Annotated in this window: 11 protein-coding genes; 6 read left to right on the plus strand and 5 right to left on the minus strand. The window is 65.8% G+C overall.

Going from position 1 to position 16,415, the window contains the following annotated elements:
- Window positions 1-60 precede the first annotated feature (60 nt).
- Window positions 61-2,850, minus strand: a complete 2,790-nt coding sequence (locus B5X69_RS05425; RefSeq protein WP_079637817.1) for a TonB-dependent receptor — start codon at window positions 2,848-2,850, stop codon at window positions 61-63.
- 275 nt (window positions 2,851-3,125) lie between these two features.
- On the opposite strand from B5X69_RS05425, the gene B5X69_RS05430 reads away from it, so the two are divergent.
- From B5X69_RS05430 to B5X69_RS05440, 3 genes are read left to right on the plus strand one after another with little or no spacing between them, the layout of a single operon-like run.
- Complete coding sequence (locus tag B5X69_RS05430; RefSeq protein WP_079637679.1) at window positions 3,126-4,505, plus strand: pectate lyase family protein; 1,380 nt, start codon at window positions 3,126-3,128, stop codon at window positions 4,503-4,505.
- On the plus strand, window positions 4,502-4,921 hold the full coding sequence (locus tag B5X69_RS05435; protein ID WP_079637680.1) for a cupin domain-containing protein: 420 nt from the start codon (window positions 4,502-4,504) through the stop codon (window positions 4,919-4,921). Before B5X69_RS05430 ends, B5X69_RS05435 begins: the two co-directional genes overlap by 4 nt.
- Entirely contained in the window at window positions 4,918-5,898 is a 981-nt protein-coding gene (locus B5X69_RS05440) for an alpha/beta hydrolase (protein ID WP_079637681.1), read from the plus strand. Before B5X69_RS05435 ends, B5X69_RS05440 begins: the two co-directional genes overlap by 4 nt.
- 217 nt (window positions 5,899-6,115) lie before the next feature.
- Here B5X69_RS05440 and B5X69_RS05445 read toward each other — a convergent pair whose 3' ends face one another.
- The 4 genes from B5X69_RS05445 to kduI are packed head-to-tail and all read right to left on the minus strand — an operon-like array spanning window position 6,116 to window position 10,234.
- Complete coding sequence (locus B5X69_RS05445) at window positions 6,116-7,636, minus strand: carboxylesterase/lipase family protein (RefSeq protein WP_079637682.1); 1,521 nt, start codon at window positions 7,634-7,636, stop codon at window positions 6,116-6,118.
- On the minus strand, window positions 7,623-8,633 hold the full coding sequence (locus tag B5X69_RS05450; RefSeq protein ID WP_079637683.1) for a sugar kinase: 1,011 nt from the start codon (window positions 8,631-8,633) through the stop codon (window positions 7,623-7,625). Before B5X69_RS05450 ends, B5X69_RS05445 begins: the two co-directional genes overlap by 14 nt.
- 9 nt (window positions 8,634-8,642) lie before the next feature.
- Entirely contained in the window at window positions 8,643-9,398 is a 756-nt protein-coding gene (gene kduD / locus B5X69_RS05455) for a 2-dehydro-3-deoxy-D-gluconate 5-dehydrogenase KduD (protein ID WP_079637684.1), read from the minus strand.
- Window positions 9,398-10,234, minus strand: coding sequence for a 5-dehydro-4-deoxy-D-glucuronate isomerase (gene kduI, locus B5X69_RS05460; RefSeq protein ID WP_079637818.1), 837 nt, complete (start codon window positions 10,232-10,234; stop codon window positions 9,398-9,400). Before kduI ends, kduD begins: the two co-directional genes overlap by 1 nt.
- A gap of 213 nt (window positions 10,235-10,447) precedes the next feature.
- Between kduI and B5X69_RS05465 the strand changes: the two genes are divergently transcribed.
- The 3 genes from B5X69_RS05465 to B5X69_RS05475 are packed head-to-tail and all read left to right on the plus strand — an operon-like array spanning window position 10,448 to window position 16,214.
- A complete protein-coding gene (locus B5X69_RS05465; RefSeq protein ID WP_079637819.1) occupies window positions 10,448-11,626 on the plus strand; it encodes an efflux RND transporter periplasmic adaptor subunit in 1,179 nt (392 codons plus the stop codon).
- Between the two features lie 5 nt (window positions 11,627-11,631).
- The gene (locus tag B5X69_RS05470; RefSeq protein WP_079637685.1) at window positions 11,632-14,823 is read left to right on the plus strand and encodes an efflux RND transporter permease subunit; all 3,192 of its coding nucleotides are present in this window, start codon (window positions 11,632-11,634) and stop codon (window positions 14,821-14,823) included.
- Window positions 14,820-16,214, plus strand: a complete 1,395-nt coding sequence (locus B5X69_RS05475) for an efflux transporter outer membrane subunit (protein WP_079637686.1) — start codon at window positions 14,820-14,822, stop codon at window positions 16,212-16,214. The genes B5X69_RS05470 and B5X69_RS05475 overlap by 4 nt, the downstream gene beginning before the upstream one ends.
- The last annotated feature ends 201 nt before the right edge of the window (window positions 16,215-16,415 follow it).

Genomic DNA, 16,415 nt, shown 5'->3' on the forward strand with positions numbered 1-16,415 from the left:
GGGGCCCGGTCCTGCGCATGACAAAACCGGGCCTCGAGGGGGGACTATTCCTGGAAATGATCAGATCTTGAACCGCGCCCCGAACAGGAAGGTGCGGCCGTAGTGATTATTCTCGTAATTGCGGTTCGCGTAGATGTCGTTGAAGCGATAGCGATAATCATCGGTCAAATTGGTGCCCTCGATCGACAGTTCGATCTGCTCGGTCAGCGCGTAGCGGATCGAGGCGTCGAGGTTGAAAGAGCTGCCATAACCTTCGAAGATATTGTTGTTGCCGCTGGTGCTGTCGTTGTAGCCCGAGCGCCACGCGGCCGAGGTGCGCACCGACAGCTTGCCGTCGTCATAATAGACGGTCGCGTTCCAAGCCCGCTTGGCGAGCCCGAGCAGCGGCTGGGTGTAGGTGCCGTTGGGCTGGGCCTCGAGTTTGTTCGTGACCGGATTATACGCCAGGGGCCCCGAGATGCTGTAATCGACATCGCTTTTCACGAAGGTCGCGTTGCCGAGCACGCCGAAGTGGCGCAGCGATTCCGAGAAGACCGAGAAGGGCAGCTGCAGCGAGAATTCGACGCCCTTCAGGTTCGCGCCCGGCCCGTTGCCCGTGGTGCGGAACTCGAACTGGCGGGTGGGATCGCTGCCGCCGACCACCGCATCATAGGCCGGGGTGCCCGGCGTGAGTAGCGAGAGCGGAAGCCCGCTCGACGCATAGGTCCCCTGCAGCGAAGTCGAAATCGGGAAGCTTTCGATATCCTTCGCGAACAGCGCGACCGAAGCGATCGCCCCCGGCGCGAAATACCATTCGGCCGCCAGGTCGAACGTCGTCGCACGATAGGGATCGAGGAAGGGATTGCCCGACGAGATGCGGAAGTTGAACTGGTCGACCGAGCCGCCGGGGGTCAGGCTGCCCAGCGTCGGACGCGTGATGACCTTCGCAATCGCGCCGCGCAGGATGATGTTGTCCGTCGGGTGGAGATTGAGGTTGAATGACGGCAACCAGTCATCATAGGTCCGATCAACCGTAACGAAGGTGCCGCTGGTGAAGCCCGACGAACTCTGATCGGTCTTCGCATAGCGCACCCCGGCGTTGCCGGTGAGGCGCATGCCCAAAATCTCGGTCTCGAACTCGGCCATGAACCAGCCGCCATAGGTTTTTTCGGTGACCGCGCGCTGCTCGCCCTCCTGAAGCACCGCGGGACGGCCATAGAGGTCGATCAGCGCCGTGCCGGCGGCGAGGTCGGGGACGATCCAGGCGTTGGTGTTCCCAGACGGCTGGCCCGCGTCGCCGAGTTCGAACAATTCGGCGATGTCGGGCGTGACGGGAAGTCCCCCGGTGCCGGGCGCACAGGTAAAGGCTGCGCAATAGGTGCTGTCGCGGCGATAGCCGACGGTGTCGAAGTCGAACCGGCGATAGAAGCCGCCGCCGAGCAGTTTGAAGCGATCGGCGACATCCCAGTCGAAATCGCCCGCGAAGGTCTTGAACTTGTTGGTCAGAAATGATGGCCGGTCGCGAAATTCGGCGAGCACGAAAGCTGCAGGATCGTCGATCCCCGCCCCGAAGCTGAGCAGCGGGAACTTGCTGTTCGTATAATCATAGTGATAGCCGGTTGCGTCGGTATCATCGAACGCCAGCGTCGTCTCAATGGGGATGTCGGCCTTCGACTTGGAAAAGCCGCCGAGCAGATTGAGCTTGAACGTGTCGGTCAGCCGCTGTTCGAGACGTGCCGAAAGCTGGTAGAATTTGGTTTCGCTCTCGCGTGAATAGCGCTCGGTACGAACATAGACATTGTCGAGGTCTGCCGAGACGATATTGTTATTCGCATCGATCACATAGTTGGAGACATCGATGCCGCGCTCGTTGCTGCGCAGCAGAACCTCGCCCCAATATTCGTCGCGGGTTTCCTTGAAGGTCGAATAGAGGCCGTCGATCGAGATTTTGGTGTTCTCGCTCGGCTCGAACTGGATCGACGCCGTCGCGCCGAGGCGCTCGCGGTCGTGGCTGACGAGGCCGTAACGCGGGATGCGCGGGTGGAAGGCTTCGGCGACCTCGACGCAGGCGTCGGACGGATTGGCAACGAAGTTCGACCCCGTCAAGCAGGTCACGCCGTCAACGCTACGGAAGGGCGCCTGCGCCCAGCGGACGCTGTTGTTACCGAGTTCGTGCGTCGTATAGTCGGCCCAGGCGACCGACGCGGAAACGCCGAAGGTCCGATCGGCATTGGTCCACGCGACAAGGCCAGCAAGGCGCGGATCGACATCTTTGGTCAGGTCATTGTAGCGCCCCTGCACCGATGCGACGGCGGTAAAGCCTTCCTTGCCGCTGAGCGGATTGCCGGTGTTGAGGTCAACGACCGCACCCAGCGACCCTTCATCGAGCGAGGCCGAGGCGGTCTTGTGGACGACGAGCGAGGTGAACAGCTCCGAGGCGAAAACATTGAAGTCAAAGGCGCGGTCGCGGTTTGCCGACGCGCCATCGGTTGAAGTCGCGATCGTTTCCATGCCATTCAGTCGGACGCGGGTGAACTGCGCGCCGAGACCACGCACGGTGATCGCCCGGCCTTCGCCAGCGTCCCGCTGGATCGAGATGCCCGGAATGCGCTGGAGTGATTCGGCGAGGTTCTGGTCGGGGAATTTCGCGATGTCCTCGGCGACGATCACGTCGACCGCGCCGGTCGAATTGCGCTTCTGGTCGAGCGCCTTGTCGAGCGAGGCGCGGAAACCCGTGACGACGATTTCGTCCGCAGGCGCCGCTTCGGCGGCGTCTTGCGCAAAGGCGGGGGAAACCGCCAAGGCGGCGAGCGAAGCGCCGCAGGTCAGTCGGGTCAGGGTGCGCACGCCCCGCGTTGCGATCATAGTCATCGTCATTCCTCCCTTTCGCAGTGCACGCCCCCGCTTGGCAAGGCAATGACACCGGTTACTTTCGTGGACAAATCCATCGAGCGATGGCCGTCCCAACAATGTTCAGAGAGTTCGCGGATCGCGTCGCCCGCATGGATGCGACCAACCCGGGGCGCCCTCTCCCCATGGATCTTCATTTTTGTCGCCGGCCTAGGTAACCGGTGTCAAAAATGATTGAAGGATAACGCCGCCTATGTCAAGACCTATCGTAATGCGAGGTTAGAGGGAGAGACTGAATGCTGAAAAGGCTGTTGTTCGCCGCACTTTTCGTGGCGCCAATGATACCCGCGAGCGCCGCATTCGCGGCGGATTCGGCGATCGGAGCCTTCCCGGGCGCCGTCGGTCCGGCAGCGACGACTCCGGGCGGACGCGGCGGCAGGATCATTCGCGTCACAACGCTCGCGCCCGACGGTCCCGGCTCGCTCAAGGCGGCTCTCGAGGCGAAGGGGCCGCGCATCGTCGTCTTCGAAGTCGGCGGCGTGATCGACATGGGGCGCAACACGCTGACGATCAGCGAGCCGTATCTGACCATTGCCGGCCAGACCGCCCCGGGGCCGGGCATCACGCTGATCCGTACCGGCATCGACGTGAAGACGCACGACGTGATCCTGCGCCATCTGCGCGTCTACACCGGGGTCGACGGCCAGCCGAAGCGCAGCGGCTGGGAAGCGGATGCACTGTCGACGGTCGGGGCGCACAATGTCGTGATCGACCATTGCACTTTCCTGTGGGCGATCGACGAGAATATGTCGGCATCCGGCCCGCGCTTCGAGGGCAAGTCGGTGGCCGAATGGCGCCAGAATACGAGCCATGACATTACCTTCTCCAACAATCTTGCTGCCGAGGGGCTTGCCGATGCGAGCCATCCCAAGGGCGAGCACAGCAAGGGCTCGCTCGTCCACGACAACACCACCGGCATCGTCTTCTATCGCAATATCTGGGCGCATAATGTCGAGCGCGCGCCGCTGGTGAAGGGCGGGGCGCAGGTGCTGATGATCAACAATCTGATCTACAACCCGGGGCACCGCGCCGTTCATTATAATCTGATGAACCTCGAGTGGGTCGGACATGACTATGTGACCGGAGAGATCACCGCGATCGGCAATGTCATGCGCGGCGGCAACGATACCGATGAAGGCCTGCCCTTCCTGATGCTCGGCGGCGACGGCGACCTGCAATTTTACGGCAAGGACAATATCGCGGTCGACCGCCACGGCAATCCGCTCCCCGAATTCGGTCGCTATGGCGAGACGCGCGCCGAGCTGATCCGCGCCAAGGCGCCGCTCGCGCCGGCCGCGGGCTATGACATATTGCCGACGCGCGACGTCGAAACCTCGCTGCTCGCGACCGCCGGCGCGCGGCCGTGGGCGCGCGACGCCGAGGAGATCCGGATTCTCTTCTTCATTGCCGAGGGGCGCGGCGACATTATCGACGACGAGAAGGAGGTCAGCGCCTATCCGAAGGTCGAGGCGCCGGTGCGCGCGCCCTTCGTCGAGGCGGAGTGGGATCTTGTGACGATGGAGCCCAAATCGGGTCGTTACCCCGGGCAGATCGCACCGATGCCGCAGGAGCATCTGTCGGCGCGCGATCTCGATTCGCGCGGGGGCGTCAAATGAGCGCGCTGCTCGCCCTGCTCCTTACGGGCAGCGCGGCAGCGGCCGAGCCCGCTTCCGCGATGGTGGTGATCGACGAAACCGCGACGGTGCGCGAAGAGGCACCGCCGCATGGCGCGATCGGGATGTCGACCGCCTGGCGGATCAGCGACGCCGTGCCCGCGCCGCGCAGCTTCGAATTCCGGAAGCGCGCGCTGCATGTCGGCGCGGCGATCGGCGTGCACCCCATTGCTCACGACGAAATCTATTATGTCGTCTCGGGCACGGGCATCGTCCATTCGGACGGCGAAGAGAAGGCGCTGAAGCCCGGGATGGCCGCGTGGCTCTACTCGGGCGCCGAGGTCGGCATCCGCCAGACCGGAAGCGAACCGCTGGTGCTGATCGTCGCTTATCCGAACCCGCCGGCGGCTGGACAATGACGCTCGGCCGTCGGAGTTTGCTCGCCGCCGGCCTCGCGCTGCCCGTTGCGTCTGCCGCTGCCGCAGGGGCGAGAGAGGTCTGGACGCGGCCCGCCGGTCTTGCGCCGGACGGCAGCATTGCGCTCTGGCCCGACGGCCACATCGCCGCGCCCCCTCGGCTCGCCGAGCGCACCGTCCAGCGCAGCGAGGACCCGCAGGCGAGCGACCGGATGCTCGAGCATATCGCCCGGCCGCGGCTCGACGTCTTCCGTCCGGCGAAGCCGAATGGCGCAGCGGCGATCCTCGCCCCCGGCGGCGGCTATCGCTATGTCGTGGTCGACAAGGAGGGCTATGAACTCGCGCGCTGGCTCGCGGCGCGCGGCGTTACCGCCTATGTTCTCTTCTATCGCCTGCCGGGCGACGGTTGGCAAAATGGCGCCGACGTCCCGCTCGCCGACGCCCAGCGCGCGGTGCGCCTGGTGCGCAGTCGCGCAGCCATCGACGGAATCGATCCCGCGCGTGTCGCTTTCGGCGGCTTTTCGGCAGGCGGCCATGTCGCGACCAGCCTGCTCACGCGCTTCGATGCGAAGGTCTATGATCCGATCGACGCCGCCGACGCGCTGCCGACGCGCCCCGACGCGCTCGCCGGTATCTATCCGGTGGTGTCGATGGACCCGGCGATCGCCCATCCGGGCAGCCGCGAGAAATTGATCGGCGCGGACGCCGATGCAGCGCGCGAGAAGGCTTATTCACCCGAACGCAACGTCCGAGCCGACCAGCCGCCGCTCTGGCTGCTCCACGCCGAGGACGACGATGTCGTGAAGGTCGAGAACAGCGCCCGGCTGCGCGAAGCGACGCGCGGCGTCGGCGCGCCGGTCGAAGCGCATTTCTTCGAGCGCGGCGGCCATGGGTTCGGGTTGATGAAGAGCGCGGGGCTGCCCGTCGCGATCTGGCCCGAGCTGCTGTGGAACTGGCTGGGCAGCCACGGCAACGTTTAACATCCGCACCCCCTTCCCCCTCGATGGGGGAAGGATATGGAGCCCTATCGCGCAGCGATCAGGCGAAGTTGGATGGGGGTGACGGTGCGTCATGGCACGATCCTTTCAGGCCGAGACCGCACCCCCCACCGCTGCGACTCGCGAACAAAGTTCGCAAGTCTCGCTGCCTCCCCCATCAGGGGGGAGGAGATGTGTACGCAGAGTCTCCCGGTTTCTCTTACGTCCCCGGCTGGATATAAGGCACCCGCGCAAACAGCTCGCGTTCCCAGCGGCGCGGATCGCTTTCCACGCGGCTCTCGGTATCAAAAATCATCGTCTGCCGCTTTAGAAGGTCATAGGCCGGCCAGCCCGGATTGCCCGTGCGCGCGAAGCGGACGAAGGCGTCCATCACGACATCGCTCATCGCCTGCTGCGCGGGCGTCGGGTCGAGGATGGTCCCAAAGCTGAGGCCGATATCGTCGGTGTGCTTGGCCGCCTCGAAATCGAGCTGGTAGACGAACGCGGGCACCCCCGCCCTTGCGCGGGCCTCGGCCTCCTCGACCTGCCCGCGCCAGCTTCGCGCCGCGGTGACGATTCGGTGGAAGAGTTCGAGCGGCGGCGCATCCGGATAGCGGATGCGAAACCGCTGCGCGACCCATTCGGGGTGAATATCGACCCGCATCTCGGGCGCGATCCGCGCGGCGAGATTTCCGAAATCCAGTCCCGCGAGCTGCTTGCTGTCCGGCGCATAGAAAGCGCGCGTTTCCATCACCGCATTGCCGAGCATCATCGGAATGTCGAGCGATTGCGGCGCGGCACCAGGCCAGAAAGGGTGACGCTTCAAATGCACCATATCGAGCACCGGCCCCATATAGACGCCGCCGCCGAGGATCGGGTCGGTCGCGGCGAGCGCCGCGATCAGCTGCTCGACCGGTGCGGTCGCGGGGTCGACGCCCGGGCCCAGCCTCGCGAGAAACGCCTCGGCGCGCCGCGTCGCGTTCAAGGGTCCCGAGGCGGTGACCTGCTGTCCGCTCATCGTGATCGCCTTGTGGAACAGTCCCTTCGCCTCGGACATCGCCATCAGCGTCGCGATCTTGGCCCCCCCGCCCGACTGGCCGAACAGAGTGACATTGCCGGGATCCCCGCCAAAGGCCGCGATGTTGCGCTGGATCCATTGCAGCGCCACGATCAGGTCGAGCTGCCCCGCATTGCCGCTGTCGGAAAACCGCGGGTCGAGGCGCGCGAGGTAGAGATAGCCGAGCGCGTTGAGCCGGTGATTGACCGTAACCACGACGACATCGCCGCGCGCCGCGAGACGAGCGCCGTCGTTGATGGTGTCGGTGACGCTGCCGGTCGAATAGGCGCCGCCGTGGAAATAGACCATGACCGGGCGCCCTGCGTCGGCGCGGGGCGCGGGCGTCCAGACGTTGAGGAACAGGCAATCCTCCGATTGCGGCTGGTAGCGATCGCCACGCTGGGGACAGGCCGGGCCGAAAGCGGCGTCCGGCATCTGCTCCGCCGCCCGAGCCGGAACCGGCCGTCCGAAACGCGCGGCGCGGCCGTACCGAATTCCCGCAAAGCGATGGGAAGCGGGCGTTCCGTTATAAACTTGGCTTCGATAAGTGCCGTCGGGCGCGGCGACCTGGAGAAGGAGGTCGTCGCCCACCCGCGCGCGGGCTGGCCGAACCGGTCCGGCCAGGCCGAGAGCAAGCGCGCCGCCGAGCAGCGCGCGGCGGCTCACACTTTCAACGGCGCACATCGAGCCCCCCGCGGTGAAAGGCGTCGATGTCGGCCTGTCCGAAGCGGCTTGCGTCGCCCGGCAGCGAGTGTTTGAGGCAGGTGAGCGCAAGACCGGTCTCGGCCATCGCCTTCGCATCGCCGCCCGTCAGATGCGCGTGCAGCACGCCCGCGGCAAAGGCGTCGCCGGCGCCGATACGGTCGACGATGCCGGTGACGTCGACCTCGCCGGTCTGGTGGGCGCCGCTGCGCAGATCGACGCGGGCCGCGATGCGGTGATGGTCGGCGGTAACGGTGTGGCGCGCGGTGGAGGCGATCAGTTGGAGGCTCGGGAAGGCTGCGAAGCCCGCTTCGGCCGCTTCCCGCCGCCGGTCTTCGCCGTCGCCGCTGAACGGCTGCCCCAGCACCAGTGAGAGGTCGCGATGGTTGCCAAAGAGGATGTCGGCGGTGCCGATCAATTCGGACAAGGTTGCCCGCGGGTCGCTGTCCCACGCCTCCCACAGCATCGCCCGGTAATTGCCGTCGAAGCTCACCGGCACGCCGAGCCGCTTCGCCGCGCGCGCCGCGGCTAGTGCCGCCTCGGCTGACCGTGGTCCGAGCGCCGGGGTGATGCCCGACAGATGAAGCAAGCGCGCCCCGTCCAGCAGCTGGTCGAAGTCATAATCCTCCGCCCCGCTCGCTGCGAAGCTCGATCCGGCGCGGTCATAGACGATTTCCGAGGCGCGCAGGCCTCTACCAACGCTCAGGAAATAAAGGCCCATGCGCCCCGGATGAGGTGTGACGGCGGTGCAATCGACATGAGCGCCGCGCACCGCCGCCACTGCACCGCGACCCAGTGCATTCGGGGGGGTTTTGCTGACCATCGCACAATCATGGCCGAGATGGGCGAGCCCGATCGCCACGTTCGCCTCGGCGCCGCCCACATGCAGCCCGAGCGACGGCGACTGCATGAGCAGTTCGTTGCCGGGCGCGGTCAGGCGGAGCAGCAGTTCGCCGAAGAAGACGAGGCGGCCGGACATGGGTGGAGGCTAGCGCGCGAGCCAGCCGCCGTCGACGGCAAGGATATGACCCTGGACATAGTCCGACGCTGACGAGGCGAGGAAGACCGCAGCGCCGCCGATGTCGGCGGGGTCGCCCCAGCGCCCCGCGGGGATCCGCTCGACAATCTGGCGGTTGCGCGTTTCATCGGCCTGCAACGCGGCGGTGTTGTTCGTCGCGATATAGCCCGGCGCGATCGCATTGACCTGCACGCCCTTTGCCGCCCATTCGTTCGCGAGCAGCTTGGTAAGTCCGCCGACCCCCGATTTCGATGCCGTATAGCTTGGCACCCGAATGCCACCCTGAAAGGTCAGCATCGAGGCGATGTTGATGATCTTGCCGCTGCCGCGCGCGATCATGTGCCTGCCGACCGCCTGGCAGAGGAAAAAGAGCGACTTCAAATTGGTGTCCATCACCGCGTCCCAATCGGCCTCGGTGAAGTCGACCGCATCGGCGCGGCGAATGATTCCGGCGTTGTTGACGAGGATGTCGATGCGGCCGAATTCGACCAGCACCGCGTCGACGAGCGGCTGCACCGCGGAAACGCTCGACAGATCGGCCGCAAAATTCTCCGCCGTGCGGCCGAGCGCGCGGGCCTTGTCCACCGTCTCGGTCGCCGGCGAGCGGCCGGCGGCGGCGATGTCCGCTCCCGCTTCGGCGAGCGCGAGCGCGATCCCCTGCCCGATACCGGTGTTGGCGCCGGTGACCAGTGCGACTTTTCCAGTAAGATCGAACATGCCCGCCATCACTTCAGCTGGCAGATGTCGAGGACGTTCATGTCGGTATAGTCGAGATTCTCGCCGCCCATCGCCCAGATGAAGGCATATTTCTTGGTCCCCGAACCCATGTGGATCGACCAGGGCGGGCTGATTACCGCCTCTTCGTTCGCGATCACGATATGCCGCATGCTGTCGGGCTCGCCCATATAGTGGAAGATGCGATCATTCGCTTCGGGAAGGTCGAAATAAAGATAGATTTCGCTGCGCCGGTCGTGGAGGTGCGGCGGCATGGTGTTCCACACGCTCCCTTCCTCGAGCACCGTGAGGCCGAGCAGCAATTGGGCGCTCTCGCACACACCCGGAATCACGAGCTGATAGATCGTCCGCTGGTTGGAATTGGCGAGGTCGCCGCGCGCGAGGGGGTTCGCCTGGTCGAGCGTGATATGCTTGATCGGGCAGACCTTGTGCGCAGGAAGCGAGGCGAGATAGAAGCGCGCGCCGTCGCCCTCGAACGTCACCTCTTTCGACCCCATCGGGATATAGAGGCATTCCTTGTTCTTCATCTCGAAGCGCTGGCCGTCGACGCTGATCGCGCCGTCGCTGCCGATATTGACCGCCGCCATCTCGCGCCGTTCGAGGAAAGGATGGCCCGCCGCCGACGCCGGTTCCGTCTGCGCGGGGAGCGTCAATGCCCCGCCCTTCGGCACCGCGCCGCCGATCACGAAGCGTTCGTTGTGCGAGTAGTTGAGGTTGATGCGCCCATCCTCGAACATCCCCGTCACCAGATAGCGCGCGCGCAATTCCTCGTTCGACACATCCTCCATCATGTCGGGATGGGTGGCGTGATAGGTCTTGGCGAACATGATCGGCATCCTCATGGTTGAATAATAGAACTGGCATCTGGCTAGCCCCAATGGTAACCGGTGTCAACGCTTGGGGGCGGAGCGGCGGACGGTTTTGAAAATTGTCTCAATTTGTCGCAAATGGCCTATTCCGCTTGCCAGTGGAGGCCCGATGCGGTGAATAGGACCCAATCTGCCGCCCCTCCCCGCGGATCGACACGAGACACACTCATGATGCCCAAACAGAGGCCGCTGCTCCTGACCGGAGCCCTGTGCGCCGCAATATTGTCGCTGGGGGCCTGCGCGAACAAGGACGATCAGGGTGGCCGCGATCGCGGAGCGCCCGAAGTCGGTTATGTCGTCGCCGCGACGTCGGCCGTTCCGATCACCACCGAACTCGGCGGTCGCACCGTCGCGTTCGAGACGAGCGAAGTGCGCCCGCAGGTGAGCGGGCTGATCCGCCGCCGCCTGTTCACCGAGGGCGGGGTGGTGCGCGCCGGCCAGCCGCTCTACGAGATCGACGCGAGCCTTTACCGCGCCGCGGTCGACCAGGCCGAAGCCAATCTGGCGAGCGCTCGCGCAAGTGCCGCAGCGGCCGAGGAGAAAGCGAAGCGGTTTGAACCGCTCGCCAAGATGCAGGCGATCGCCGAGCAGGATTATACTGACGCGCTGGCCGCGGCGCGGGTCGCGCGCGCGGCCGTCGCACAAAATGCTGCGGCCCTCGAAACCGCGCGGATCAACCTGCGCTATGCGACGATCACCGCGCCGATCAGCGGCCGCATCGGCCGCAGTCTCGCTACTCCCGGCGCGCTAGTAAGCGCGAGCCAGGCCCAGCCGCTCGCGGTGATCCAGCAGCTCGACCCCATCTATGTCGACATGCAGCAATCGAGCGCCGAACTCACTGCCCTGCGCCAGTCGCTCGCAAGCGGCGGCACCCAGCCGGGCAGCACCGCCGTGCGCCTGAAACTCGAGGACGGCAGCGATTATGGATTCACCGGCACCGTCCAATTCTCCGAGATGACGGTCAACGAAGCGACCGGCACGGTAACGCTGCGAGCGCGCTTTCCTAACCCCAAGCGGCTGCTGCTGCCCGGCATGTTCGTGACCGCGCTGTTCGACCAGGCGGTCGAGCCCGATGCGATCCTCGTCCCGCAGCCCGCGATCCAGCGCGATTTCGACGGCAGCGCCTTCGTCTATCTGGTGGGCAAGGACAATAAGGTCGTGCGGCGCAAGGTTGCCACTGAGCGGACGGCAGGCACGAACTGGGTCATTTCGGCAGGGATCAATCCCGGTGAGCGGATCATCACCCAGGGCGTCGGCAACCTCCGGACAGGAATGCAGGTTCGCCCGGTTCCGGCCTCCAGCGCGCAGCAGGTCGGGGCGGCCGGCCGCGAGGCAGCGAAGGGTAAATAGCCCGCATGTCGCGTATTTTCATCGACCGCCCGATCTTTGCCTGGGTGCTGGCGATCATCGTGATGCTGGGCGGGCTGGGCGCGCTTTTCTCGCTGCCGATCGAGCAATATCCCGACATCGCCCCGACGCAGGTCAATATCCGCGCCAACTACCCCGGCGCCTCGGCCGAAACGATCGAGAACAGCGTCACCCAGGTGCTCGAACAGCAACTGACCGGGATCGACGGCCTTCTCTATTTCAGCTCGCAATCCAGCTCGCGCGGGCAGGCGAGCATCACCGCGATCTTCGCCAAGGGCACCGACCCCGATATCGCGCAGGTGCAGGTCCAGAATCAGATCAGCTCGGCCATCTCGCGCCTCCCCGAACAGGTGCAGAGCCGCGGTGTGCGGGTCACCAAGTCCAATTCGGACACGCTGCTGCTGGTCGCGGTGTTCGACACCACCGACACCCGGTCGAACCAGGATGTGTCGGACTATCTGGCCTCGAACATCCAGGACCCGCTATCGCGCGTCGACGGCGTCGGCGACGTCAATGTCTTCGGCGCGCCGCACGCGATGCGCATCTGGCTCAACCCGCAGCGGCTCGCCGCGATGTCGCTGATGCCAGGCGATGTCGTCAATGCGATCAACGCACAGAATAGCGAGGTCGCCGCGGGCGACGTCGGCGGGCTGCCCGCGCCCAAGGGGCAGATGCTCAACGCGACGGTGACGGCGCAATCGAAGCTGCAAACGCCCGAAGAGTTCGAGAATATCGTCCTCAAGACGCTGCCTGACGGGTCGACGGTGCGGATCAAGGATGTCGCGCGCGTCGAACTGGGCGCCGAAAGCTATACCACCATTTCCCGCGTCAACGGCCACCCGGGCGCGGGCATGGCGATCTCGCTCTCACCGGGCTCCGACGCGCTCAAGACCGCCGATCTCGTCAAGGCGCGGATGGAAGCGCTGGCGGCCGACATGCCCGAAGGGCTCGATTACGCCTATGCGAATGATTCGACCGATTTCATCAAGCTTTCGGTCAGCGAGGTGCAGAAGGCGCTGTTCGAAGCGATCCTGCTCGTCGTCATCGTCATGTTCATCTTCCTGCAAAGCTGGCGCGCGACGCTGGTTCCCGCCATCGCGGTGCCTGTCGTCCTGCTGGGCACCTTCGCCATCTTCTACATCGCGGGCTTCAGCATCAACACGTTGACGCTGTTCGGGCTCGTTCTCGCCATCGGCCTGCTTGTCGACGACGCGATCGTGGTGGTCGAGAATGTCGAGCGGCTGATGGAAGAAAACCCCGGCATGACCGCGCGCGAGGCAACGATCCGGTCAATGCAGGAGCTGCAGACCGCGCTCGTTGCGATCGGGCTCGTCCTGTCGGCGGTATTTCTGCCGATGGCCTTCTTCGGCGGCTCGACCGGGGTCATCTATCGCCAATTCTCGATCACCATCGTGTCGGCGATGGGGCTGTCGGTGCTCGTCGCGCTTGTGCTGAGCCCGGCGCTGACCTCAACCCTCCTCAAACCCAAGGCGTATGGCACGCAGAACGGGCGCCGCCGCTTCGCGCGCTTCCAGGATATGCTGGAGCGCGCAAAATATGCGTTCAATACGCGCTTCGACCGGGCCAGTGCGAGCTATGCAGAGAGCGTCGCCAAGGTCGTCGATCGCAAATGGTTGTTCCTGGCGATCTACGCGCTCGCGGTGGCGCTGCTCGTGCTGCTCTACTTTCGCCTTCCCGGGGGCTTCCTGCCCAACGAGGACCAGGGACGCGTAGCGGTCCAGTTCCGTCTGCCCGCGGGCGCCACGCAGGAGCGCACGCTCGAAGTGCGCGATGCGATCGAGAAATATCTGCTGACCCAGGAAAAGGCGAATACCCAGGGGCTGTTCCTGATTGCAGGCGGCGGTGGCGGCGGGGCGTCGGGGCAGAACACCGGTCAGGGTTATGTCAATCTCGTCGACTGGGACGACCGGCCGGGGCCCGAAAATACCGCCGACGCTATCGCCCAGCGCGCGCGCAAGGCGCTGTCGGGGCTGCGCGACGCGCAGATTTTCGCGCTGGTACCGGGCGCGGTGCGCGGTCTCGGCGACACCTCGGGCTTCACGATGGAATTGCAGAACCGCAGCGGGCTGAGCCGCGAGGAGTTCGCCGCGGCGCGCGACAAATTGCTCGCGATGGCGAACGCCAATCCGAGGCTGCAGTCGGTGCGGCTCAGCGACCTTCCCGACGTGGCGACGCTGAAGGTCGATATCGATACCCAGCGGCTGACCGCCTATGGCCTCAACAACAATGACGTGAACAACACGCTGTCGACCGCCTGGGGCGGCCGCTACGTCAACGACTTTATCGACAAGGGGCGCGTCAAGCGCGTCTATGTGCAGGGCGACGCCCAGTATCGCGCCAAACCCGAAGACCTCGGCCAATGGTATGTGCGCTCCTCGGACGGCGACATGTCGCCTTTCTCGGCCTTTTCGCGGATCGGCTGGTCGACGACGCCGAGCAGCACCTCGCGCTTTCAGGGCGTTCCCGCCTATGAAATCTCGGGCCAGCCGGCCCCCGGCACCAGTTCGGGCGAGGCGATGGATTTGATGGAGGAAATGGCGGCCCAGATTCCTGGCACCAGCGTCGCCTGGGCGGGCTCCTCCTATCAGGAGCGGCTGTCGTCAGGACAGGCCCCGCTGCTCTACGGGCTGTCGCTGCTCGTTGTCTTTCTTTGCCTTGCGGCGCTTTATGAAAGCTGGTCGATCCCGGTCGCGGTGCTGCTGGTCATTCCGCTGGGGCTGGTCGGCGCAGTGCTCGCGGTCAGTCTGCGCGGGCTCGAAAACGACGTCTATCTGCAGATCGGCCTGCTGACGACGATGGGGCTCGCGGCGAAGAATGCGATCCTGATGATCGAATTTGCCGAGCAGCAGGAGCGGCAGGGCAAGCGGGTGATCGAGGCGGCAATCGCCGCGGCGAAGATCCGCCTGCGTCCGATCCTGATGACGAGCTTTGCCTTCATCTTCGGCGTATTGCCGCTGGCGCTCGCGACCGGCGCCGGCGCGAACAGCCGCGTCGCGATCGGCACCTCGGTGGTCGGCGGAATGCTGACTGCGACACTGCTCGCCATCTTCTTCATCCCGTTCTTTTTCGTGCTCGTGCGGCGCGGGGTGCGCGACGGAGTCGCGGCCCTGCGCGAACGCTTCGGGAAGCGGGGCGATGCGCAGGAGTTGCCGGCGTGACGCGCTTGCGCCTCGCGCTGGTCGCCGCACCGCTGCTGCTCGCGGGCTGCTCGCTCGCGCCGAAGGCGGTGCTGCCCGCACCGCCGGTGCCGCAAAGCTGGCCGATCGGCGACGCCTATCTGCTGCAGAGCGAGGCGGCGCTGCCACTCCTCTCCTATACGCAAGTGTTCACCGACCCGCGGCTGCAGGCGCTGATCGCGCAGGCGCTCATAAACAATCGCGACCTGCGCACCGCCTACGCCAATGTTGCCGCGGCGCGCGCGCAGGTCCGGGTGACGCGATCGGCACAACTGCCGGCGATCGGAGTCTCCGCTGGGGCGGGCTATTCGGATCGGGGGGACGGTGCGGGAAGCGCCGATTTCTCACTGCAGGGCGGCGTTACCGGGTTCGAACTCGACCTGTTCGGACGCCTGGCCAATGCAACCGAGGCCGAGCGCAACCGCGCGCTCGCGACCGAGGCGGCATCGCGCACGGTGCGGCTCGCGCTGATTGCCGACCTCGCGGGCGCGTGGGCGCAATATGGCGCCGACCGCGACCTGCTGGCGATCGCGCGCGACACCGCGGCCAATGCGCGGGAGAATGTGCGGCTTACCAGAGCGCGGCTCGACGGCGGCGTCGCACCGCGCACCGACCTGCGCCAGGCCGAACAGATCCTCGCGACCGCCGAGGATTCGATCGCTGCGCAGACGAGCGCGCTTGCGCAGGACGAGAATCTCCTCCGCCTGCTGGTCGGTGGCGACGTCGATCGCGCGATGCTGCCCGCGAATCTCGCCGAAGCCACGGCGGCGATCGTCGCCTTGCCTGCGGGGGTAAGCTCGCAGATCCTGCTGCGCCGGCCCGACGTGATCGAGGCCGAATATCAGCTCCGCGCCGCCAATGCGGACATCGGCGTCGCGCGTGCGCGGCTGTTCCCCACCATTTCGCTGACCGGACTGCTCGGCTTTGCGAGCGACGCGCTCTCCAGCCTTTTCGACGGCGGCGCCTTCGCCTGGTCGGCGGGAGGCGATGCGAGCGCGTCGATCTTTGATTTCGGGGGACGCCGCGCGGGTGTCGCGGTGAGCGAAGCGCAGCGCGACGCGGCGCTGGCGAGCTATGAAGGCGCGATCCAGACCGCGTTCCGCGAAGTCGCCGACGCGCTCGCGGTGCAGGGCACGATCGCCGAGCGCGTTCGCGCCGCGGCAGCGAACAGCGCAGCGGCCGCCGACACCGCGACGCTGGCGGACGCCCGCTACAGGGGGGGCGTCGACAGCTTCCTCGCGAGCCTCGACGCGCAGCGCAGCCTCTACAGCGCGCGGCGCAGCGAGATCGGCACCCAGTTGCTGCTCGCGCAGACCCGCATCGCGCTGTTCCGCGCGCTGGGGGGCGACAGCGGGGCGGGTACGGCGCATTAGCTAGTTTCGCCGCCCGATCTCCCCGCGGCTGCGCCGCAGGGAGGAGCCTCGTCAAAAGGCGCTTTCCTGGATTGTACCGCCGTGACAGCCTTCACACTCCACAACACTACTCTTTGACTTTGTAGACAGACCCCGCCACCGGCGCCGCATAAAGGCGCCCCGGCACCCCAAAATAGGAAGCGGCTATTATGATAGCTGAGG

This window comes from Sphingopyxis flava (genome assembly GCF_900168005.1).
Taxonomy (GTDB): Bacteria; Pseudomonadota; Alphaproteobacteria; order Sphingomonadales; family Sphingomonadaceae; genus Sphingopyxis; species Sphingopyxis flava.